At 54.1% G+C, this 22,332-nt stretch carries 21 protein-coding genes, 2 pseudogenes and 1 riboswitch; of the genes and pseudogenes, 10 read left to right on the forward strand and 13 right to left on the reverse strand.

The window, feature by feature from the left end:
* Nucleotides 1-5 precede the first annotated feature (5 nt).
* The 4 genes and pseudogenes from manY (at nucleotide 6) to mntP (ending at nucleotide 3,147) form a co-directional block, all read left to right on the forward strand.
* The gene (gene manY, locus ACMGG5_RS20145) at nucleotides 6-806 is read left to right on the forward strand and encodes a PTS mannose transporter subunit IIC (RefSeq protein WP_024909729.1); all 801 of its coding nucleotides are present in this window, start codon (nucleotides 6-8) and stop codon (nucleotides 804-806) included.
* 12 nt (nucleotides 807-818) lie between these two features.
* Entirely contained in the window at nucleotides 819-1,670 is an 852-nt protein-coding gene (locus ACMGG5_RS20150; protein ID WP_006810994.1) for a PTS mannose transporter subunit IID, read from the forward strand.
* Between the two features lie 55 nt (nucleotides 1,671-1,725).
* A complete protein-coding gene (locus ACMGG5_RS20155) occupies nucleotides 1,726-2,184 on the forward strand; it encodes a DUF986 family protein (RefSeq protein WP_048992197.1) in 459 nt (152 codons plus the stop codon).
* 198 nt (nucleotides 2,185-2,382) lie between these two features.
* Nucleotides 2,383-2,571: riboswitch (yybP-ykoY riboswitch) on the forward strand.
* 10 nt (nucleotides 2,572-2,581) lie between these two features.
* Nucleotides 2,582-3,147: pseudogene (gene mntP / locus ACMGG5_RS20160) on the forward strand (manganese efflux pump MntP).
* On the opposite strand, the gene rlmA reads toward mntP, so the two are convergent.
* The 7 genes and pseudogenes from rlmA to mgrB all read right to left on the reverse strand — a co-directional run bounded on the left by rlmA (nucleotide 3,144) and on the right by mgrB (nucleotide 8,377).
* Nucleotides 3,144-3,959 carry a 23S rRNA (guanine(745)-N(1))-methyltransferase gene (gene rlmA / locus ACMGG5_RS20165; RefSeq protein WP_420278415.1) on the reverse strand — a complete coding sequence of 272 codons (816 nt, stop codon included), beginning with the start codon at nucleotides 3,957-3,959 and terminating at the stop codon, nucleotides 3,144-3,146. The pseudogene mntP and the gene rlmA sit on opposite strands and share 4 nt — an antisense overlap.
* 65 nt (nucleotides 3,960-4,024) lie before the next feature.
* Nucleotides 4,025-5,725, reverse strand: a complete 1,701-nt coding sequence (gene ftsI / locus ACMGG5_RS20170; RefSeq protein WP_090419808.1) for a peptidoglycan glycosyltransferase FtsI — start codon at nucleotides 5,723-5,725, stop codon at nucleotides 4,025-4,027.
* 237 nt (nucleotides 5,726-5,962) lie between these two features.
* Complete coding sequence (cspE, locus tag ACMGG5_RS20175) at nucleotides 5,963-6,172, reverse strand: transcription antiterminator/RNA stability regulator CspE (RefSeq protein WP_001062678.1); 210 nt, start codon at nucleotides 6,170-6,172, stop codon at nucleotides 5,963-5,965.
* A gap of 13 nt (nucleotides 6,173-6,185) precedes the next feature.
* A pseudogene (locus tag ACMGG5_RS20180) lies at nucleotides 6,186-6,330 on the reverse strand (DUF2627 domain-containing protein).
* A 525-nt stretch (nucleotides 6,331-6,855) separates the two neighbouring features.
* On the reverse strand, nucleotides 6,856-7,845 hold the full coding sequence (locus ACMGG5_RS20185; RefSeq protein WP_420278416.1) for an MBL fold metallo-hydrolase: 990 nt from the start codon (nucleotides 7,843-7,845) through the stop codon (nucleotides 6,856-6,858).
* Between the two features lie 23 nt (nucleotides 7,846-7,868).
* On the reverse strand, nucleotides 7,869-8,159 hold the full coding sequence (locus ACMGG5_RS20190; RefSeq protein ID WP_024909723.1) for a YebO family protein: 291 nt from the start codon (nucleotides 8,157-8,159) through the stop codon (nucleotides 7,869-7,871).
* Nucleotides 8,160-8,233: 74 nt separating this feature from the next.
* Nucleotides 8,234-8,377, reverse strand: coding sequence for a PhoP/PhoQ regulator MgrB (gene mgrB, locus ACMGG5_RS20195; RefSeq protein WP_006175995.1), 144 nt, complete (start codon nucleotides 8,375-8,377; stop codon nucleotides 8,234-8,236).
* Between the two features lie 160 nt (nucleotides 8,378-8,537).
* On the opposite strand from mgrB, the gene ACMGG5_RS20200 reads away from it, so the two are divergent.
* Complete coding sequence (locus tag ACMGG5_RS20200) at nucleotides 8,538-8,777, forward strand: YobH family protein (protein WP_090419798.1); 240 nt, start codon at nucleotides 8,538-8,540, stop codon at nucleotides 8,775-8,777.
* A gap of 66 nt (nucleotides 8,778-8,843) precedes the next feature.
* Here ACMGG5_RS20200 and kdgR read toward each other — a convergent pair whose 3' ends face one another.
* On the reverse strand, nucleotides 8,844-9,635 hold the full coding sequence (kdgR, locus tag ACMGG5_RS20205) for a DNA-binding transcriptional regulator KdgR (protein WP_023312208.1): 792 nt from the start codon (nucleotides 9,633-9,635) through the stop codon (nucleotides 8,844-8,846).
* 179 nt (nucleotides 9,636-9,814) lie between these two features.
* On the opposite strand from kdgR, the gene ACMGG5_RS20210 reads away from it, so the two are divergent.
* Nucleotides 9,815-11,188: an MFS transporter gene (locus ACMGG5_RS20210; RefSeq protein WP_024909721.1), complete on the forward strand. Its 1,374-nt coding sequence runs from the start codon at nucleotides 9,815-9,817 to the stop codon at nucleotides 11,186-11,188.
* A gap of 50 nt (nucleotides 11,189-11,238) precedes the next feature.
* Here ACMGG5_RS20210 and htpX read toward each other — a convergent pair whose 3' ends face one another.
* The 4 genes from htpX to ACMGG5_RS20230 form a co-directional block, all read right to left on the reverse strand.
* The gene (htpX, locus tag ACMGG5_RS20215; RefSeq protein WP_014884290.1) at nucleotides 11,239-12,120 is read right to left on the reverse strand and encodes a protease HtpX; all 882 of its coding nucleotides are present in this window, start codon (nucleotides 12,118-12,120) and stop codon (nucleotides 11,239-11,241) included.
* Nucleotides 12,121-12,313: 193 nt separating this feature from the next.
* Nucleotides 12,314-14,362 carry a carboxy terminal-processing peptidase gene (gene prc, locus ACMGG5_RS20220; RefSeq protein ID WP_024909720.1) on the reverse strand — a complete coding sequence of 683 codons (2,049 nt, stop codon included), beginning with the start codon at nucleotides 14,360-14,362 and terminating at the stop codon, nucleotides 12,314-12,316.
* A 19-nt stretch (nucleotides 14,363-14,381) separates the two neighbouring features.
* A complete protein-coding gene (proQ, locus tag ACMGG5_RS20225; RefSeq protein WP_024909719.1) occupies nucleotides 14,382-15,068 on the reverse strand; it encodes an RNA chaperone ProQ in 687 nt (228 codons plus the stop codon).
* Nucleotides 15,069-15,164: 96 nt separating this feature from the next.
* On the reverse strand, nucleotides 15,165-15,662 hold the full coding sequence (locus ACMGG5_RS20230) for a GAF domain-containing protein (RefSeq protein WP_032647756.1): 498 nt from the start codon (nucleotides 15,660-15,662) through the stop codon (nucleotides 15,165-15,167).
* 132 nt (nucleotides 15,663-15,794) lie between these two features.
* On the opposite strand from ACMGG5_RS20230, the gene yebS reads away from it, so the two are divergent.
* From yebS to ACMGG5_RS20250, 4 genes are all read left to right on the forward strand, one after another.
* Nucleotides 15,795-17,078 (forward strand): membrane integrity lipid transport subunit YebS, encoded by a 1,284-nt coding sequence (gene yebS, locus ACMGG5_RS20235; RefSeq protein ID WP_148770115.1) that lies wholly within the window; start codon nucleotides 15,795-15,797, stop codon nucleotides 17,076-17,078.
* Nucleotides 17,047-19,680, forward strand: coding sequence for a PqiB family protein (locus ACMGG5_RS20240; RefSeq protein ID WP_153257554.1), 2,634 nt, complete (start codon nucleotides 17,047-17,049; stop codon nucleotides 19,678-19,680). The genes yebS and ACMGG5_RS20240 overlap by 32 nt, the downstream gene beginning before the upstream one ends.
* Nucleotides 19,681-19,757: 77 nt before the next feature.
* The gene (gene rsmF / locus ACMGG5_RS20245) at nucleotides 19,758-21,200 is read left to right on the forward strand and encodes a 16S rRNA (cytosine(1407)-C(5))-methyltransferase RsmF (RefSeq protein WP_407820723.1); all 1,443 of its coding nucleotides are present in this window, start codon (nucleotides 19,758-19,760) and stop codon (nucleotides 21,198-21,200) included.
* A gap of 106 nt (nucleotides 21,201-21,306) precedes the next feature.
* The gene (locus tag ACMGG5_RS20250) at nucleotides 21,307-21,546 is read left to right on the forward strand and encodes a YebV family protein (RefSeq protein WP_008500472.1); all 240 of its coding nucleotides are present in this window, start codon (nucleotides 21,307-21,309) and stop codon (nucleotides 21,544-21,546) included.
* Between the two features lie 34 nt (nucleotides 21,547-21,580).
* On the opposite strand, the gene pphA is transcribed toward ACMGG5_RS20250, so the two are convergent.
* A complete protein-coding gene (pphA, locus tag ACMGG5_RS20255; protein WP_420278417.1) occupies nucleotides 21,581-22,225 on the reverse strand; it encodes a protein-serine/threonine phosphatase in 645 nt (214 codons plus the stop codon).
* Nucleotides 22,226-22,332 lie beyond the last annotated feature (107 nt).

Consider the following 22,332-nt stretch of genomic DNA (forward strand, 5'->3'; position numbering starts at 1 on the left):
GTGCAATGGAGATTACCACTCTTCAGATTGTGCTGGTGTTCGTGGTCGCATGTATTGCGGGTATGGAATCCGTACTTGATGAATTTCAGTTCCACCGCCCGCTGGTGGCCTGTACCCTGATTGGGGCCGTTCTGGGTGACATGAAAACCGGTATCATCATCGGTGGTACCCTGGAAATGATCGCCCTGGGCTGGATGAACATCGGCGCGGCGGTTGCGCCCGATGCCGCGCTGGCCTCTATCATTTCTACCGTTCTGGTTATTGCCGGTCACCAGAGTATTGGTGCAGGTATCGCCCTGGCAATCCCGCTGGCAGCCGCAGGCCAGGTTCTGACCATCATCGTTCGTACTATCACCGTTGCCTTCCAGCACGCGGCGGATAAGGCGGCCGACAACGGCAACCTCACGGCACTGTCGTGGATCCACGTTTCATCCCTGTTCCTGCAGGCGATGCGTATCGCGATCCCGGCGGTTATCGTGGCGATCTCTGTCGGTACCAGTGAAGTCCAGAGCATGCTGAACGCCATTCCAGAAGTGGTCACCGGCGGTCTGAACATCGCGGGCGGTATGATCGTGGTTGTTGGTTATGCGATGGTCATCAACATGATGCGCGCAGGCTACCTGATGCCGTTCTTCTACCTCGGCTTCGTGACTGCAGCCTTCACCAACTTCAACCTGGTTGCACTGGGCGTGATTGGTGCGGTGATGGCGATTCTCTACATCCAGCTCAGCCCGAAATATAACCGCGTCGCGGGTGCCCCAGCGCAGGCTGCTGGTAACAACGATCTCGATAACGAACTGGACTAACAGGTGAGCGAAATGGTTGATATGACAAAAACTACCACCGAGAAAAAACTCACTCCGGGTGATATTCGTGGCGTGTTCATCCGTTCTAACCTGTTTCAGGGTTCATGGAACTTCGAACGTATGCAGGCGCTGGGCTTCTGCTTCTCCATGGTACCGGCGATCAAACGCCTGTACCCGGAAAACAACGAAGCGCGCCGTCAGGCCATCAAGCGTCACCTGGAATTCTTTAACACCCATCCTTACGTTGCGGCTCCCGTACTGGGCGTAACGCTGGCAATGGAAGAACAGCGTGCAAACGGCGCAGAGATTGACGATGGTGCTATCAACGGTATCAAAGTCGGTCTGATGGGTCCGCTGGCCGGTGTCGGTGACCCTATCTTCTGGGGTACCGTGCGTCCGGTCTTCGCGGCACTGGGTGCCGGTATCGCGATGAGCGGTAGCCTGCTTGGCCCGCTGCTGTTCTTCATCCTGTTCAACGCCGTGCGTCTGCTGACCCGTTACTACGGTGTGGCCTACGGCTACCGTAAAGGGGTGGACATCGTTAAGGACATGGGCGGCGGCTTCCTGCAGAAACTGACTGAGGGAGCGTCAATCCTTGGCCTGTTTGTCATGGGGGCGCTGGTTAACAAGTGGACGCACGTGAACATCCCGCTGGTGGTATCGACCATCACCGGACAGGATGGTCAGACCCGCGTCACCACCGTGCAGACGATTCTGGACCAGCTGATGCCGGGCCTGGTGCCGCTGCTGTTGACCTTCGCCTGCATGTGGCTGCTGCGTAAGAAAGTGAACCCGCTGTGGATTATCGTTGGCTTCTTCGTCATCGGTATCGCGGGCTACGCTGTCGGCCTGCTGGGTCTGTAAGTTTCAATGCTATAGGCCGGGGGCTTGCCCCCGGTTTTTTTTATCTGGAGGATGAATGACTGTCACGGACATCGTACTGGTTTTATTTGTTGTTGCCCTTCTGGCTTACGCGATCTATGACGAGTTCATCATGCCCCGCCGTCACGGCGAGACGCTGCTCTCCCTTCCCCTTCTGCGACGCGGGCGCGTGGATGCCTTTATCTTCGTGGGTCTCATCGCCATTCTTATTTACAATAACGTTACCAGCCATGGTGCATTATTAACCACATGGTTATTATGTGCGCTGGCATTAATGGCGATTTATCTGTTCTGGATCCGCACGCCGAAAATCCTTTTTAAATCCCACGGATTTTTCTTCGCCAATGTGTGGATAGAATATAACCGTATTAAAGAGATGAATTTATCCGAAGACGGCGTGCTGGTGATGCAATTAGAACAACGCCGCCTGCTTATTCGGGTGAAGAATATTGACGACCTGGAAAAGATATACAAGTTACTCGTTAAAACTCAATGAGTTAGATATATAGCAATGGCTATATATTGCGTTTATCTTGCGCAAGAAATATAGCCAAAGCTATATCTCCTTCGTTAATTTTATCTCTATTTGTTAACGATATTTTCACGCTTAAAGACAAATGAAAATCGTTATCAACAAGTGTTTTAAATAATGCCTCTTCATTGTTGTTTTATATTCTCAAAATATGTTAAGGTTGCGCCCGTCGTTGGGGAGTAGCCGATTTCCTGTTCGCAGGAAATGTACGTGTCAACATACTCGTTGAAAAACGTGGCACGTACGGATCGCTGACAGCACATCTATGTGCAGCGCGATCAGGCGAGACCATAGATACATCAACTGCTGTTTACTGGGGGCAGTGATGTGTCATATGGATATCCCCGGTCTGGACGCTGTTATGAATATCTCCGCTACGATCCTTCTCGCTTTTGGCATGTCCATGGACGCATTCGCTGCTTCCATCGGAAAAGGCGCCACGCTCCACAAACCTAAGTTCTCAGAAGCCCTGCGTACCGGTCTGATTTTTGGCGCTATCGAAACGCTGACGCCGCTTATCGGCTGGGGTCTTGGCATGCTCGCCAGCCAGTTCGTGCTGGAGTGGAACCACTGGATTGCGTTCGTCCTGCTGGTATTTCTCGGTGGCCGAATGGTGATTGAAGGTTTTCGCGGCAGCGATGAAGAAGACGAGGAGCCTCAGCACCGCCACGGGTTCTGGCTGCTGGTCACCACGGCCATTGCCACCAGCCTTGATGCGATGGCCGTCGGTGTCGGTCTGGCATTCCTGCAGGTCAATATCATCGCCACCGCGCTGGCCATCGGCTGCGCAACCCTGATTATGTCCACGCTGGGCATGATGGTCGGACGGTTTATCGGCCCGCTGCTGGGTAAACGCGCCGAGATCCTGGGGGGATTGTGTTGATTGGCATTGGTGCCCAAATCCTCTGGGCACACTTCGCCGGTTAATCTTCGCGCTGCCAGAGGTGGATACTGAAGTCCGTCTGGCAGCCAAATGTTGAGTGTGCCGCTAACGCTTCCCATACTTCCGGTTTTGCCCGCCACGCGAACGGCGTCATCTGCAGCAACGCGGTGGCCTCTTCCCCTTTCAGCGTCATTTCATACGCCACGGTCTGCTCCTGCTTCAGGCTAAAACCGGCCAGCTGTTCAGAATGAGGGGCATGCAGACGCACTTCGTCGTAGATCAGCCCTTTCAGCTCCATCAGATGACGCGGGCCTGGGGTCACGGTGACTACCCATCCGCCCGGTTTTACCACGCGAGCCAGCTCTTCCGCCTTGCAGGGCGCGTAAATGCGAATAACCGCGTCCATACTGGCATCGTCAAACGGCAGTCGGTGGCTGGATGCCACGCAGAACGTCACGTCCGCGTAACGCTTTGCCGCTGCGCGAATCGCCACTTTCGACACGTCCAGACCGAACGTCTGTGCGCCCTTCTCACGGGCGATCTCGGCAAACCGCGCGGTGTAGTACCCCTCCCCGCAGCCGATATCGAGCATGGCGGTGGCTGAATCCGGCAGAATGTCATTCAGCATCTGCGCGACGGCCTCCCGCAGCGGCAGATAGTGTCCGGCATCGAGAAACGCGCGGCGCGCCCGCATCATTTCAGCACTGTCGCCAGGATCGCGGGAACGCTTATGCTGTACCGGCAGAAGATTCACGTAGCCTTCTTTTGCCCGGTCAAACTGATGTCCCTGCGGGCAGGTATACCGTTTATCTGAGTGCGTCAGGGGGGCGTGGCAAAGGGGACAACTGAAGGACATGGCAACTCCGGAGCATAATCAAAGGGCGAAGTGTACCGCTATTCGCCCTGGTTATAAACGCCCGGTTAACGCATAACGATAAGGTGATCGGACCCTGCCGGTAACCCGTCAGGTTTCACATTTTCCAGACGCAGCACGTTACCCATAATCTCACTGAAGACAGGGGCGGAGACGGCCCCGCCGTAGTAGGCACCATTTTGCGGATCGTTAATCACCACCACCAGGGCAAAACGCGGATTGCTGGCAGGTGCAACCCCTGCGGTGTAGGCGACGTATTTATCGACATACTTCCCGCTATCGTCAATTTTCTTCGCCGTACCGGTTTTCACCGCCACCCGGTAATCACGAACGGCGGCCTTAACCCCTCCGCCGCCCGGCAGCGCAACGCTCTCCATCATGTGCTCCACCTCGTGCGCAATCTCTTCTGGCATGACGCGTTGCCCGATAACGGGGGGATCGATACGCGTAATCGAGAGAGGTCGCTCAAGCCCGAAGCCGCCAATCGTGGCGTAGACGTGCGCCAGCTGGAGCGGCGTCACCATCAGCCCGTAGCCGAAGGCAAATGTCGCGCGGTCGAGCTGGCTCCAGTATTTACGCTGGGGCAACAGCCCCGCGCTCTCACCCGTTAAGCCAAGCCCCGTATTCGTGCCGAATCCAAAATTTCGGTAGGTATCAATAAGATGCTGGACAGGCATTGCCAGGGACAGTCGGGACACGCCGGTGTCGCTCGATTTTTGCAGGATCCCGGTCATTGTCAGTTCAGGATAATAGCCCACATCGCGGATACGATGCCCGTCGAGGGTATACGGATGCGTGTCAATCACGCTGTCCGGCTGGACCAGCCCCTGCTGCAGGGCCGTCATCAGCACCAGCGGCTTGACCGTGGAACCCGGTTCGAACGTATCGCTGATCGCACGGTTGCGAAAATCGTTTATCGTTGCGCCTTCCCGGTTATTGGGGTTGAAATCCGGATAGCTCGCCATGGCGAGTATTTCCCCTGTGGGGATATTAATGAGCACCGAGGCCCCAGACTCGGCCTTGTTCCAGGCCACGGCATTATCGAGCGCATCCTCGGTGATGGTTTGCAGACGCTCGTCGATACTTAACTGGATGTTATGCGCCGGCGCGGGCGCAACTTCCGTCAGGTTTTCAACCACGCGTCCATAGCGATCTTCCCTTACCTGGCGCACACCCGCCTTGCCGGTCAGCTGCGCGTTGAAGCTTTTTTCCACGCCCTCAATGCCCTGCCCGTCAATATTGGTGAAGCCAATCAGGTTCGCTGCCACATGGCCGGCAGGATAAAAACGGCGGGATTCATCGCGTAAATTGATGCCGGGCAGATTGAGTTTATCTATCCACTTTGCCTGTGCCGGATCGACCTGACGGGCAAGATAAATAAAACGGCCCTGCGGGTTGGCGTTGATTCGCGCCGAGAGTGCGCCCAGGGAGAGATGTAGCGCGTTTGCCAACGCCTGCCAGCGTTCGTCGACGCCAACGCCTCCTTTTGCCAGCACCGTTTTAGGATCGGCCCAAACGGCCCGTACAGGCACGCTCACCGCCAGGGGACGACCTTCGCGATCCATTATCATGCCGCGCGGCGCATCAATCGCCAGCTGGCGGAGGGAACGCATATCTTCCTGCTTCACCAGATTGTCAGGCTTGATGATTTGCAGCCAGGCTACGCGGCCAAGTAAAAAGGCCAGACTACAGAAAATAGCTAAACAGAGCAGCGCAAAACGCGCTGGCGTGAAATTGCCAGCGGTCATTATCAATTTCTTCTTCACCTGAACCCCAGGACTGTTAAACAACGCCCTGATTTAACGGGAAAAGATGCGCTTAGGGAGGCGAAACAGTGCTACTAACCTCGCAGCTTTGCAACAAGTTACTAACAAGACCGTGAATGGTAATATTTTGAAAGATTAAGGACATAAAAAAGCCCCGCGTTATGCGAGGCTTTATGTCTGAGAGTGAAGTGCTAAGCGCTTCAGTCAGCAGCGGTTCGATCAGATAGCAGTTACGTTAACTGCAGCTGGGCCTTTCTGGCCGTCCTGAATTTCGAACTCAACGTTCTGGCCTTCAGCCAGAGTTTTGAAGCCGTTACCCTGGATTGCAGAGAAGTGTACGAACACGTCTTTGCTGCCGTCAGCAGGAGTAATGAAACCAAAACCTTTAGACTCGTTGAACCACTTAACTTGACCTTTAATCTTTGCCATTTTGCAAAATTCCTTAGAGTGTTTTCTTAGCCCGCAGGCATTAACTGAGATAAAACTGAGACATTACTGCATGAGGCACTAATATAAGGTTCGGCAGAGAAGCGGTATTCAACGACAACGTGTTTACTCAGGACTTCTTTACTGAAAATGCCACACATAAACAGAACTGTACCTCGTTTGACCCAAAACGTGTTATCACACACTATGTTTAATATGGCAAGCCATTTTTAAACATGTCTCGATCCGCCGCACAAATTCGAACAGTGCCTGTCAGGTTTTGCACAATTATGCGCATCACGTCCAGACAGCCCTGCTGCGTAACAAAGACCCAGCGTTGCTTTCACAACCGCTGTAATCTAAGACTTTTTTAACATAGCTCAATCATTACGAACCGTCCAGCAAACAGGAAAAGAAATCTTACGTCTTGATTGAGTTAGAACAATTTGTGAAAACTTATGCTTAAATCATTGTAACGCGACCAAATTGTTTCAGAGAAAAAACAGTGTTAATAACCCGCGCCCAGCTGTATTAAAATGCACCAGCGAATAAACAGCGTTATGCACCAAAATAATGAAATTTTTATGACTCTGCATCAAAAGAAGGCAAGCAAAACGTTTCGATAAAAATAAAACATTCCTGCGCGCCTTTACATCAACAATATATGCAACAATTTATCGCTTCGTTTATAAGGATAAATATTCACCAATCTTCAGTATCCTGAAAGAATGGTTAACTGGTGCTAAATTATCGAGTGCGTGAGTTAACTCCTTCACAGGTTCATCTAAGGATTCATCTGCCAGTTCAAACACGCCCCAGTGAATAGGGAACGCCAGAGGTGAGCCCAGCTGCTGCCACAATGCCACCGCAGATTGCGGATCCATATGATGGACAGCCATGAACCATTGTGGGGCATAGGCACCAATCGGTAACGCGGCGGCATCTATCTGGCCCAGGCGTTCAGGAATTAACAGCAGCTCAGGTGAATAACCGGTATCACCGCTAAACCAGAAACGGTGATGCCGTCCTTCCATCACCCAGCCGCACCATAAGGAACGATTGCGGTTCCATGGCGTGCGCATGCTCCAGTGCTGTGCCGGTACGGCGGTCAGCGTCATCCCCTGCGAGGTGAAACTCTGCCACCAGTCGAGTTCGACCACGCGTTTTGCTCCCCGGCGACGAAACCAGTCGGCGAGGCCCAACGGAACAAAAATACTGACGTCGGGAAAGCGTTTGAGGATTCGGCGAAGGGTTGCGTCATCAAGATGATCGTAATGATTATGGGAGATGACGACCGCATCAAGCTGATGAAGCTGGTCGACTGACAGCGCGGGAGGCGTTTTGCGCTGTGGTCCCAGGAAAGGGAGCGGAGAAGCACGTCGAGAAAACACCGGATCGGTAAGGATGATATTGCCGTCCAGCTGCAGCAACACGCTCGCGTGTCCGAGCCACCATACCCCATCTTCCTGAGGTTGCGTAAGCTCAACCGGTTGCCACCACTGGCGGATAAAGTCTTCATAACCCAGCGCGGGCGGCTTCGGTAATCCGGCCTCTTTACGCGCTTTACGCCAGCGGTCAAGGTCGCCGGGTTGATGTCCAACAGGATCGGTATTACGAAAACCGTTCGGGGTGTGATGTTTCAGGGAGGGGTCATACCAGGGGTTTTTCCAGACCACAGCCACCTCCCAGGACAAAAAAATTAACGCTCAGCCACCAGGCGGATAAAGTCGTCTTCGTCTTTGTTATCTTCAGCGACTGCGTCTTTCGGCGCGTCTTTCTCTTCCGGTTCGTTAGCCTCACACAGACGGCGTAGCAGCGCATTCTGACGTTTTTGCTGATCGAGCAGCGCTTCCAGCAGTTCAATCTGCTCGTTAGTACGGGAACTGGCGCGATTCACGAAAAACCAAATGACCAGCCCGACAAGCAGAACAACCAAAGAAATCATCAGGGATGCTATATTCAGCAGCCCTGAATTCAGTAACTCACCCATTTCACCACCTCAATAAAAACGTCTATTTTACCACTGGCGCGAAGGAAGGACATCACCTTGAGAAAAAATGCGTTTTACCACGGAATAAATTTATTGATTGCGCAAACGCCGCTAAAAAACTGTACATCCTGATCGCACATCACATTGATCGTCTGCGTCCATAACACCACGCACGCAATCAGCACGATAATCAGAATTACCCAGCGTATTTTTTTCACTCCACACTCCGTCTAATGACCTGATGTAACGAGGTTATCACGCTTATCTTAAACAAGGGCTAACTGTGCCGCCATCGCGCTTTTTTCAGAATCCTGCACTTGTTTCGTTTCGTAAACCGTTTACGCTAGCATTATGATAACAACGATAAAAGAGGTAATGATGCGCTTAATCATTCGAACAATTATTGCACTGGCCATTGTCTGGATTGGCCTTCTGCTAACGGGTTATGGCGTACTTGTGGGAAGCACCGAAAATGCTGCCGGGTTAGGCATTCAGTGTAAATACTTAACAGCACAAGGAATGAGCACTGCGCAATATCTGCATACTGACAGCGGGATTGTTGGCTTAACCCACTGTCCGGTCCTGCGTAAGACTTCCGTCGTGATTGATAATGGCTAGTCAGCCGGATAAATGACCGACAAAAAACGCCGCAACAGATGCGGCGTTTTTTTATGTGAACAGAGATTAGAACGGGTAGTCGTGATACCCCATCTGTTCAGAAATCTTACGTGCGGCAGTGTGGAGAATAGCCACATACTCATGCAGTCGCTCTTCGGAGAAACGTAAGGTTGGGAAAGAGATACTTAAGCCCGCGATCACCACGCCAAAACGGTCAAATACCGGAACGCCGATGCAGCGCAGTCCCTCTTCCTGCTCCTCGTTATCTTCGCCATACCCCTGTTCGCGTACGCGATCGAGCACCGTTAGCAGCGCGTCCGTGCTGGTAATGGTTCGTGAGGTACTTTGCTTGTATTCCACGCCTTCGAGGATCTGCTTCACTTCCTCACGATCGCGCCACGCCAGCAGAACTTTACCAATGGCGGTACTGTAGAGCGGGTTGCGACGACCAATGCGCGAATACATGCGCAGATTGTACATGGAGTCGATTTTATGGATGTAAACAATGCTGTCTTCATCCAGCGCGCCGAGATGGATGGTCTCTTTAGTGAGGCGAGAGATTTCACGCATCTGAATATCGGCGCTGCGGATCAGGTCAACATTTTGTAGCGCGCGGGCACCCAGCTCAAACAGCTTCAGCGTCAGGGAGTATTTTTCAGATTCGCCTTCCTGGGCAACGTAACCCAGCGATTTCATGGTCTGCAAAAAGCGATATACGGTGCTTTTTGACATCATCACGCGCTGTGACAACTCTGTAATACCTATTTCACGCTCCTCTCCCAGAGCCTGTAAGATGCCAAACACCTTCAGCACGGAAGAAACAGAATCTGGCTGTTTATCCAAATCCGCAATAGCCATTTACCACCTCATAGCGAGTGTTTTATAAAAATCAGAACCGGTTTTTATTATAAGTTCCCGTCATGTCACCTGCAATCAATCCCCGTTTACTTCGTTACAAATCTGCGACATATCACGGCTGTAACAATGCTAAAATAGTTACCCTGAGAATAATTTCACGCTGAGCTTTTTTAACCCTAATGGAAAAGACCCTTTCCGATGGCCTGCCTTTACCCCAGCGGTATGGCGCGATAGCGACCATCATTATCGGTATATCAATGGCGGTCCTTGACGGCGCAATCGCAAACGTTGCCCTGCCAACCATCGCCAGCGACCTGCACGCCTCTCCCGCCAGTTCGATATGGATTGTTAACGCCTATCAGATTGCGATCGTGGTTTCCCTGCTCTCGTTCTCTTTCCTGGGCGATATGTTCGGTTACCGTCGGGTGTATCAGTGCGGTCTGGTGGTTTTCACCTTTACGTCTTTGTTCTGTGCTCTTTCAGATTCACTGCATACCCTGACGCTTGCCCGCATTGCGCAGGGTTTTGGCGGCGCGGCGCTCATGAGCGTAAACACGGCGTTGATCCGCTTAATTTATCCGCAGCGTCATCTGGGCCGAGGCATGGGGATAAACTCGTTTATTGTCGCCGTCTCTTCTGCCGCCGGGCCAACCATTGCGGCGGCGATCCTTTCCGTTGCGTCATGGCAGTGGCTGTTCGCCATCAACGTGCCGCTGGGTATTGTCGCCATCTTCTTTGCCCTGCGCTTTCTCCCCGCTAACGGTCCCAAAAGCACCATGCCGCGCTTCGACGTGGCGAGTGCGGTGATGAATGCCCTGACCTTTGGCCTGTTGATTACGGCGCTGAGCGGCTTTGCGCAGGGACAGTCTCTGATGCTTACCGGCGCGGAGCTTATCGCCCTGCTGGCGATCGGCTTCTTCTTTGTTCGCCGCCAGCTCACTCTCCCTGTGCCTCTACTGCCTGTTGATCTGCTGCGTATTCCCCTCTTTTCCCTCTCCATTTGCACGTCTGTCTGCTCGTTCTGCGCCCAGATGCTGGCTCTGGTCTCCCTACCCTTCTTTCTGCAAAGCGTGGTTGGACGTTCAGAGGTGGAGACCGGTTTGCTGCTTACCCCCTGGCCGCTGGCGACCATGGTGATGGCACCGCTGGCAGGTTATTTAATTGAACGCGTCCATGCCGGTTTATTGGGTGCTTTGGGGCTGGCGGTGATGGCGACAGGCCTTTTCGCGCTGGCATTGCTACCGTCATCGCCAACCGATCTGGACATCATCTGGCGCATGATCCTGTGCGGCGCGGGGTTTGGTCTGTTCCAGTCCCCTAACAACCACACCATTATCACCTCCGCGCCGCGTCATCGCAGCGGAGGAGCCAGCGGTATGCTGGGGACCGCGCGCCTTCTGGGACAAAGCAGCGGTGCGGCACTGGTCGCCCTGATGTTTAACCTTGCCGGGCAAAACGGTAACCACATTGCGCTTCTCACCGCAGGAGCCCTTGCTTCCCTCGCGGCGGTCGTCAGCGGCCTGCGGGTGACACAGCCCAGGGTTCAGGCATAAAAAAAGCCGGGCAGAGTGTTCTCCTGCCCGGCTTAGTAGGGTTCCTGGCGTTACTTCAGGTATTCCCCACTGCGCAGCGCTTCAATACGTTTATCCAGCGGCGGGTGAGACATAAACAGCTCGCTCAGCGATTTGGATTTACCGTTAATGCAGAAGGCCATCATGCTGTTCGCTTCCTGCGGCTCGTAGCTGGTTTTCAGACGCTGCAGCGCGGCAATCATCTTCTCACGACCAACCAGCTTCGCAGAGCCGGCATCCGCGTGGAATTCACGGTGACGAGAGAACCACATGGTGATGATGCTGGCCAGAATACCGAATACCAGTTCCAGAACCATCGACACGGCGAAGTAGATCAGCGGGTTGCCGTTGCTCTCTTCACCTTCGTCGCGGTTGCCGCCCATAAAGCCAGCCGCAATCTGCGCCAGGATACGGGAGATGAAGATCACGAAGGTGTTCACCACACCCTGAATCAGGGTCATGGTCACCATGTCACCGTTTGCGATATGGCTGATTTCGTGGGCGATAACCGCTTCAGCTTCGTCACGGCTCATGTTCTGCAGCAGACCGGTGCTGACGGCAACCAGTGACGCATCGCGACGGGCGCCCGTGGCAAACGCGTTGATGTCCGGGGCATGGTAAATCGCCACCTGCGGCATGGCGATGCCGGCCTGACGGGATTGCTGAGCCACCGTATTCATCAGCCACTGTTCCATATCGTTACGCGGCTGTTCAATAACCTCACCACCCACCGATTTCAGTGCCATCCACTTCGACATCAGCAGGGAGATGAACGAGCCACCAAAACCAAACAGCAGCGCCATAATCAACAGACCCTGAACGCTGCTCGACTGAATTCCTGTCAGGCTTAGCACGAGCCCGAAAACCACCATGACCGCCAGGTTGGTGAGCAGGAAGAGCGCGATTCGCATCATAATTTTCTTTTTACCTCAGTTTAACAAAACGCACTATGCGATTACCCACATCGTATGGGTATTACGGTTATTTTCAAGCATCCGGCGGGCGTAAGTCACCAGAAAGACACAACTTTACACAATAGGAAATCTGGCTGACGGAAGGATGAAGAACAAAAAGAAACAGGCACAATTTCTTGTGCCTGTTGGGAGATTATTTTGCCGGAGCGGGCTGTACGGCAGGTTTCTCTTTTTCCTGATTCGCCAGGTCGAGAGCGATATGCACCGTCTCATCCAGATACGGATCCGGCTCCTGGTAATCTTTTGGCAGATCGTCCAGTTTTTTGAGCAGAGGCTTGCCTTCACGCTTGAAGCGATCGTTGATACGCGCCAGGCGGGTTGCATCGTCTTCGTTGTTCTCTTTCTCACGCTGTGCGTAGTTCAGAGAAACGATATTCCGCTTATCTTTCAGGGCATTGAAGCGTGCGATGTCCTTCATGATGTACTGGAATTCCGGATCTTTCGCGATGCGGTCGTTATGCGCTTTCAGCAGTTCAGGGCCAAATTGCGTCATATCACCCGCTTTCACGTAGGTCGCGGCATTGATGCTGTCCCACGGTAACGCGTTATCTTCAAACTTCTCGCCGGTTTCCGTCTCTTCCGTGCCTGTCGGCATCATAATGTCCGGCGTTACGCCCTTACGCTGCGTACTGCCGCCATTCACGCGGTAGAATTTCTGAATGGTGTACTGAACCGAGCCCAGTGCAGGCCATTCCGGACGCAGCATTTGATCGTAGATACGATTAAGAGAACGATACTGCTGAACGGTGCCTTTCCCGAAGGTTGGCTCACCGACGATCAGCGCACGGCCATAATCCTGCATGGCAGCGGCAAAGATCTCAGACGCGGAAGCACTGAAGCGGTCAACCAGGACCACCAGCGGGCCTTTGTAGTAGACCACACCGTCGTTGTCGGCATCTTCACGCACTTTACCGTTGTTATCGCGCACCTGCACCACGGGACCCGATGGAATGAACAGACCAGAGAGTGAAACCGCTTCCGTCAGCGCTCCGCCGCCGTTACTGCGCAGGTCGATGATAATGCTGCTGACGTTCTGCTTTTCAAGCTTCTGCAGCTGAACTTTCACATCGTCAGTCAGCCCTACGTAGAAGCCAGGAATATCCAGGACACCCACCTTCTCTTTACCCACGGTTTTCACCGACATTTTCACCGCGCGGTCTTCCAGACGGATACGCTCGCGGGTCAGGGTAACGATACGGGTTTTGGTGCCTTTTCCGGCTGGCAGGACTTCCAGACGAACCTTGCTGCCTTTCGGACCTTTGATCAGCGCAACCACGTCATCAAGACGCCAGCCGATCACGTCGACCATGTTCTGTCCGGTTTGTCCTACACCCACAATACGATCGCCTACGCTAATCGCTTTGCTTTTGGATGCCGGGCCACCCGCAACCATCGAATTGATCACCGTGTAATCATCGTCCATCTGCAGCACCGCGCCGATACCTTCAAGAGACAGGCTCATCTCGGTATTGAACTGTTCGGTGTTGCGTGGAGAGAGATAGTTGGTGTGCGGATCGATTTCGTGAGCAAAGGCCGTCATGGCCAGCGAGAAGACATCCTCACTGTTGGTCTGCGCCAGACGACGAATGGCGAATTTGTAACGACGCGTCAGCGTGTCACGGATCTCTTTTTCGTCTTTGCCGGTAAGCTTGAGGCTCAGTTCATCGTATTTAACTTTACCGTCCCACAGCGCATTCAACTCGGCTTCATCTTTCGGCCAGGGTGCTTTACTGCGATCCAGATTAAAGGTGTCGTTGCCGGTGAAGTCCATCGGACGTTCCAGCACTTTCAGCGCGTACTGATAGCGTTCGAAGCGGCGCTTTTGCGACAGGTTGTAGAGATCGTAGAACAGATCCAGCTTGCCTGAGCGCAACTCGTCACCCACCTCGGATTTGCGCTTAGCGAACTGCTCGACATCGCTGGCGAGCAAAACGTTATGGCTGTAATCCAGCAAGTTCAGATAGCGGTCAAAGATTTTGGCCGAAAAGGCCTGATCGAGATCGAACTGACGATAGTGCGAGCGGGTAAAACGTGAGGTCACGCGCTCGCTCACCGTCGCGTGCTGCGTCTCTTCCTTGAGAACCGGAATTTGATCAACACGCGTGATATCGTCCACTGCAAAAGCGTGACCTGTTATGGCAAACAGGCCCGCCAGCGCGGTGAGCTTAAAAAAAGTGTTCATGCCAGGCTTGGCCTCCGTTTCAGAACAACAAGTGTTCTGCGCGTACAATCATTGACATACCAGAAGTCAGCTGTACACGAACGCCATCTTTGGTGATTTCCAGTACGGTGGCGTCCATAGCATTGTTACCCGCTTTTACCTTCAGCGCCTGACCTACGCTCAGGGCGTTAATGTCAGAAACCGGCGTATGGCGCGGCTCTTCACGAGGGGCACGCGGGGCTTTTGCTGCTGGTTTGTCTGCACGCGGTTTGCGATCGTTATTATCGTGACGGCGCGGCGCAGGGCGTGGTTTACGCTCACGACGAGGCGCATCTTCCTGGCCGTTTGCCGCGGCGGCTTCGCGTTTTTTCGCCTGCTGTTCTGCACGTTGTGCCTGAACGCGTGCTTTGGCTTCTTCAAGCTGCTTGCGCGCGTGCTCAACGTGCTGCTCGTCCAGCTCACCACACGGGTTGCCGTCGAGATCCACACGGGTCGCGCCAGCTTTGATACCGTACAGGTAACGCCAGCTCGAAGTATAAAGACGTAAGGCGGAACGCAGCTGAGTTTTGCTGAGGTTCATTTCCCCTTCAACACGTGCCACCAGATCCTGAAAAATACCGACTTTCAGGGGACGCGCTTCACCTTCCGCGCTGAAGCACTGCGGGAAACGCTCGGCCAGAAATGCGATAACTTCTTTACTGCTATTCAACTTAGGTTGATTTTCCATGAAATTTCCTGATTACAACGGACGTTGCCAACAAGCGCAGGCATGAACAGGCGTCATTATAATGACGCTATCAGTAAATGCTACGTTATCCGTTGATTATCCTGCGACGCTCGCAAAGAATTTTTGATAATCGGTTGCCGCGAGTACGTTTTCCAGATTAGCCACCAGCTCGCGCAGCCCCTGTTCGTCCTCGGTTGTAAAGCGACTGAAGACCGTACTGTCGATATCCAGAACGCCAATAATCTGATTTTTGACCACCAGAGGCAGAACGATTTCAGAATTACTGGCGGCATCGCAGGCAATGTGCCCGTCAAATGCATGAACATCTTCCACACGCTGGACCTGATTCTCGGCCACCGCCGTGCCGCATACGCCGCGCCCTACCGGAATACGCACGCAGGCCAGTTTGCCCTGGAACGGACCGAGCACCAGCGTTTCACCTTCCAGAAGGTAAAAGCCGGCCCAGTTCACCTCAGAGAGACGTTCAAACAGCAATGCGCTAGTATTTGCCAGAGTGGCTAAGAAGCTGGTCTCACCCGCCATCAATGCCTTAAAATCGCGGTTCAGATCCGCGTAGAATTCTGTTTTGTTCATTATTCAATCACTTAGTTGTCTTACAAATTTACCGCATAGCCTATTAAAATAAGCATTAAATGCGCTCATGCTCAAGATGAATCCGTTCATGAGTTATTATAACTTTCAACAATACTTATTTGTGCGCAGCTGATGGCCTTAAAAACAACCAAAATTACGCCGACAAGAAAGATAACTGTCCATACGGTAAGCGAAGCTTTGCCACGTGCACATTATCAGCGTTGCCCCCAGTGCGATACGCTTTTTATGTTGCCGAAGATGAAATCGCACCAAAGTGCCTTCTGTCCCCGCTGCGACGCCAAAATTCGCGACGGCCGAGACTGGTCGTTAACCCGTCTCGCCGCCATGGCCGTCACCATGCTGCTGCTGATGCCCTTCGCCTGGAGCGAACCGCTGCTGAAACTCTACCTGCTTGGCGTGCGCATTGACGCCAACGTGCTGCAGGGTATCTGGCAGATGACCCGTCAGGGCGATCCCATCACCGCCGCCATGGTGCTGTTCTGCACCGTTGGCGCGCCGCTGGTGCTGGTTGCCGCCATTGCCTATCTTTGGTTTGGCAATATCCTCGGCATGAACCTTCGCCCGGTGCTGCTGATGCTGGATAAGCTCAAAGAGTGGGTGATGCTGGATATTTATCTGGTGGGCGTGGGCGTTGCGTCAATAAAGGTACAGGACTACGCCTTTTTGCAGCCCGGTATCGGGCTCTTTGCTTTCATCTGCCTGGTATTGCTAAGCATCCTGACGCTGATCCACCTGAACGTTGAGCAGCTCTGGGAACGGTTTTACCCTCAGCGCCCCGCTACACGCCCCGATGAAAATCTGCGCGTCTGTCTGGGATGCCACTATACCGGCTTACCCGACGCGCGTGGACGCTGCCCGCGGTGCCACATTCCGCTGAGACTGCGCCGCAACAATAGCCTGCAAAAATGCTGGGCCGCGCTGATCGCCTCCCTGGTGTTTCTGATCCCAGCCAATATGCTGCCGATTTCTATCATTTACGTGAATGGCGGGCGTCAGGAGGATACTATCCTCTCCGGGATTATCTCCCTTGCACACAGTAACGTCGGGGTGGCGGCGATCGTCTTTATTGCCAGTATCCTGGTTCCCTTTACCAAAGTGGTGGTGATGTTTACCCTGCTCATCAGCATTCACGTTAAATGTGAACAAGGCTTACGAACACGCATTCTGCTTCTGCGGTTCGTCACCTGGATTGGCCGCTGGTCAATGTTAGATCTGTTCGTGATTTCGCTGATGATGTCGCTCATCAATCGCGACCAGCTACTTGCTTTTACAATGGGACCCGCGGCTTTTTATTTCGGCTCTGCGGTGATATTGACTATTCTTGCTGTGGAATGGCTGGATAGCCGCTTACTTTGGGATGCACATGAGTCAGGAAACCCCCGCTTCGCCGACTGAAGCGAGAATTAAAACAAAACGCCGCATTTCGCCATTCTGGTTGCTGCCCGTCATCGCCCTGATGATTGCAGGCTGGCTTATCTGGACGAGCTATGAAGATCGCGGGAGTACGGTCACCATTGATTTCCAGACCGCGGACGGCATCGTCGCCGGGCGAACGCCCGTTCGCTTCCAGGGGGTTGAAGTAGGTACGGTTCAGGACATCTCCCTTGGAAAAGGGCTGAACAAGATTCAGGTGCGGGTCAGTATTAAATCTGATATGCAGGATGCCCTGCGCAGCGAAACGCAGTTCTGGCTGGTGACGCCTAAAGCCTCTCTGGCCGGCGTGTCCGGGCTGGATGCGCTCGTGGGCGGTAACTATATTGGCATGATGCCAGGTAAAGGCGAGCCGCAGGATCACTTTGTTGCTCTGGATACGCAGCCCAAGTACCGCCTCAATAACGGCGATTTAATGATCCATCTGCAGGCGCCGGATCTCGGTTCTCTGAACAGTGGCTCACTGGTCTATTTCCGCAAAATCCCGGTTGGCCGCGTGTACGACTACGCGATTAACCCGAATAAACAGGGCGTCACCATCGACGTGCTGATCGAGCGTCGCTTCACCAATCTGGTGAAAAAAGGCAGCCGCTTCTGGAACGTCTCCGGCGTGGATGCGGATCTCAGCCTGAGCGGTGCGAAAGTGAAGCTGGAGAGTCTGGCCGCGCTGGTGAATGGCGCTATTGCCTTTGACTCCCCGGAAAACTCAAGCCCTGCCACCGCTGATGACTCATTTGGATTGTATGCTGACCTGGCGCACAGCCAGCGCGGCGTGATCGTCAAACTCGCCCTGCCCGATGCTAAAGGGCTAAAAGCGGGCTCAACGCCGCTGATGTATCAGGGATTGCAGGTTGGTCAGCTCACCAAAATGACGCTCAACCCGGGCGGCTCAGTCACCGGCGAAATGACGGTCGACCCGAGCGTGGTCGATCTCCTGCGCGAGAAAACGCGCATCGAAATGCGCAGTCCAAAGCTCTCTCTGAACGATGCCAGCCTCAGCACGCTGTTGACCGGCAATACGTTTGAGCTCATCCCCGGTGAAGGTGAACCCAGCAATAGCTTCGTGATTGCCCCGGCGGATAAAGCCCTGCTGCAAAAACCGGGCGTGGTAACCGTCACGCTGAATGCGCCAGAAAGTTACGGTATCGAAGCCGGACAGCCGCTAATTTTACACGGCGTGCAGGTCGGTCAGGTGTTGGAGCGTAAGCTCTCCGCGGATGGCGTGACGTTCTCGGTCGCCATCGATCCGCAATACAGCGACCTGGTGCACGGTGACAGCAAATTCGTGGTGAACAGTCGCGTCGATGTGAAGGTGGGTCTGGACGGCGTGGAGTTCCTCGGCGCCAGCGCCAGCGAATGGGTGAACGGCGGCATCCGTATTTTGCCTGGCGATAAAGGCCCCGTGCGCGACAGCTATCCGCTGTATGCCAACCTGGAGAAAGCGATTGAAAACAGCCTGAGCGATCTTCCGACCACCACGCTGACGCTAAGCGCCGAAACGCTGCCGGACGTACAGGCGGGATCCGTGGTGCTGTATCGCAAGTTTGAAGTCGGGGAAGTGATCACCGTTCGCCCGCGTGCGGACGCCTTTGATATCGAACTGCACATCAAGCCGGAGTACCGCAAGCTGCTGACGCCAAACAGCGTCTTCTGGGCCGAAGGCGGCGCGAAAGTTCAGCTTAACGGTAACGGGCTGACCGTGCAGGCCTCCCCACTCTCACGCGCGCTACGCGGGGCGATTAGCTTCGATAATCTCAGCGGCGCGGGTGCGAATTTGCGCAAAGGTGATAAGCGTATTCTCTTCCCGTCCGAAACCGCCGCACGTGCAGTAGGCGGGCAGATTACCCTGCACGCGTTTGATGCCGGTAAGCTGGCGGAAGGCATGCCAATTCGCTATCTGGGTATTGATATCGGGCAGATCCAGAAGCTGACGCTGATTACCTCACGTAACGAGGTGCAGGCCACCGCCGTGCTTTACCCGGAATATGTGCAGACCTTCGCCCGCACGGGCTCGCGCTTCTCGGTGGTCACGCCGCAGATCTCGGCCGCGGGCGTGGAGCATCTCGACACCATTTTGCAGCCGTACATCAACGTTGAGCCCGGCCAGGGCAATGCCCGTCGCGATTTCGAGCTGCAGGAAGCCACGATCACCGACTCGCGCTACCTTGGCGGCCTGAGCATCGTGGTGGAAGTGCCGGAAGCAGGCTCGCTGAACATCGGCACACCGGTACTGTTCCGCGGCATTGAGGTGGGTACGGTCACGGGCCTGACGCTCGGTACCCTCTCCGATCGCGTGATGGTGGCGTTACGCATCAGCGAACGCTACCAGCACCTGGTTCGAAATAACTCGGTATTCTGGCTGGCATCAGGCTACTCGCTGGACTTCGGCCTGACGGGTGGCGTGGTGAAAACCGGCACCTTCAACCAGTTCATTCGCGGCGGTATCGCGTTTGCCACGCCGCCGGGAACGCCGCTGGCGCCAAAAGCGCAGCCGGGTAAACACTTCCTGCTGCTCGAAAGCGAACCGAAAGAGTGGCGCGAATGGGGAACCGCCCTGCCACGTTAAACAGCAATGCTCCGGTGTCAACGCACCGGAGCCTTTATGTTACACTGCGCACCTGAACTTTTCCCTGTGGTGTGCCCGTGGCTCAAAACTCCGTATTTCTTCCTGAACAATTCCTGGCGCAGATGCGCGAGGCGCTTCCTTCTCACCTGTCGTTAGACGATTTTATCGCCGCCTGCCAGCGTCCGTTACGCCGAAGTATTCGCGTCAACACGTTGAAAATCAGCGTCGATGATTTTCTGGCACTGGTCTCGCCGTACGGCTGGCAGCTTACGCCGGTACCGTGGTGTGCTGAGGGGTTCTGGATCGAGCGCGATGACGACGCCTCACTCCCGCTGGGCAGCACCGCTGAACATCTGAGCGGCCTGTTCTATATTCAGGAAGCCAGCTCGATGCTGCCGGTTGCCGCCCTGTTCGCCGATGGCAACGCGCCCGCTCGCGTGATGGATGTAGCCGCGGCGCCTGGCTCAAAAACCACGCAAATTGCCGCCCGGATGGGTAACCGGGGGGCGATCCTTGCTAACGAGTTTTCCGCCAGCCGCGTGAAGGTGCTGCATGCCAACATCAGCCGCTGCGGTATTCATAATGTTGCACTGACGCACTTCGACGGACGCGTGTTTGGCGCCGCCCTACCGGAAACCTTCGATGCCATTCTGCTTGACGCCCCCTGCTCCGGCGAAGGGGTGGTGCGTAAAGATCCCGATGCGTTAAAGAACTGGTCCGTGGAAAGCAACCTGGAGATCTCCGCCACGCAGCGAGAGCTGATCGAGAGCGCATTTCACGCTTTGCGCCCTGGCGGCACGCTGGTCTATTCAACGTGCACCCTAAACCGCGATGAAAACGAAGACGTCTGTCTGTGGTTGAAAGCGAACTATCCGGATGCAGTCGAGTTTCTGCCGCTTAACGATCTGTTTGCCTCGGCACAAGAGGCGGTCACCCCCGAGGGTTTCCTTCACGTGTTCCCGCAGATTTACGACTGCGAAGGGTTCTTTGTGGCGCGTCTGCGTAAAACGCAGGCGGTTGCTCCCCTGCCCGCACCAAAATTCAAGGTCGGCAACTTCCCGTTTGCCCCCCTTAAAGGTCGCGATGCAGCACAGCTTGAAGCCGCCGCCAAAAAGGTTGGGCTGGTCTGGGATGAGAGCCTGCATCTCTGGATGCGTGATAAAGAGATATGGCTGTTCCCGGCTGAGATCGAGCCGCTCATCGGAAAGGTCCGTTTTTCGCGAATCGGGATCCGCCTGGCGGAAGTGCATAACAAAGGGTATCGCTGGCAGCATGAGGCCGTTATCGCGCTTGCCGGACGCGAGAATACCTTTGCCCTGACGCATCAGGAAGCCGAAGAGTGGTACCGCGGTCGCGATGTCTATCCGGACAGCGCGCCATCAGGCGATGAAGTGATAGTGACGTATCAGGGATACCCGCTGGGGCTGGCAAAAAAGGTCGGCTCAAGGCTGAAAAACAGCTATCCGCGCGAGTTGGTTCGGGATGGTCGGCTGTTTACCGGTAACGATCGCACGGGCTGAAAAAAAGCGCATTTTTTTACTGGCGATTTTGCTCTCCTTGTCTACGATCAAAAATGGGTGACTGCACTGGTCATACCAGATTTTGACAACCGAACCGGAGAGCACTATGACGAAAACCAGCGTGCGTATTGGCGCTTTTGAGATCGACGACGCAGAGCTGCGCGGCGAAGCACAAGGCGATCGAACGTTAAGTATTCCCTGCAAATCCGACCCGGATTTGTGCATGCAGCTCGATGCATGGGATGCAGATACCAGCGTCCCGGCAATACTTGATGGCGAACACTCTGTCCTTTACCGTGAGCATTACGATAGTAAAACCGATGCCTGGGTCATGCGTCTTGCCTGACCTAAAGAGAACCCGCCCGAAGGCGGGTTATTTATTACTGCAGCTGCGCCAGCGTAAAGTAACCGTCAAATACGGCGCCCGTATCAATGTAGTGGAGATTATTAAAATCATACCTTCTGTCGAGGGGCGTATGTCCGAACCAGAAATGATCCGCGCCGCTGATGCCCTGCCCTTTGCCCACCATAAATCCCATCAACCTGTCGCGGTTCCATAAGACGCGCTGAGCGCTGACCGGTTTTTGCCATTGGTATTCCGCAGCCGGATAATCCGCATGGGCTATCACATTCAGACCATTCGCACAGGTTATCTCGATGATATGCGGTAAATCGCGACAGGCCTCAAGCAACGACAGCGCAAGCTGTTGCTGGTCGTGTTCAAGATGCGCAAACCACATTCCGCCATTCATCGTCCAGAGCGAAAAATCGTTATTATCCAGACTGTCGAGCGCCATTTGCTCGTGGTTGCCCCGCACGGCACGAAACCATTTTTCATGTATTAACTGCAGGCATTTCACGCTATCAGGGCCACGATCGATGATATCCCCGACAGAAATAAGCAAATCCTCATACGGGTTAAAATGACGGCGTTTAAGCTCATCCATAAGCCACTGATAACAGCCGTGTATATCGCTGACAACCCAGACGTGACGCCACATCCCACCTTCAATTCGCTGATACATAAGCCCTCCCATAGGAAGTATAGTTACAGTTGACTTATGTGTAGGGACGCTGCATAGGAGCGCTTTTCATGAAGCTAAACAAACAGTAAACTAAGGATAAATAAATG

The sequence above is a fragment of the Enterobacter sp. BNK-34 genome, from assembly GCF_048684445.1.
GTDB lineage: Bacteria > Pseudomonadota > Gammaproteobacteria > Enterobacterales > Enterobacteriaceae > Enterobacter > Enterobacter pseudoroggenkampii.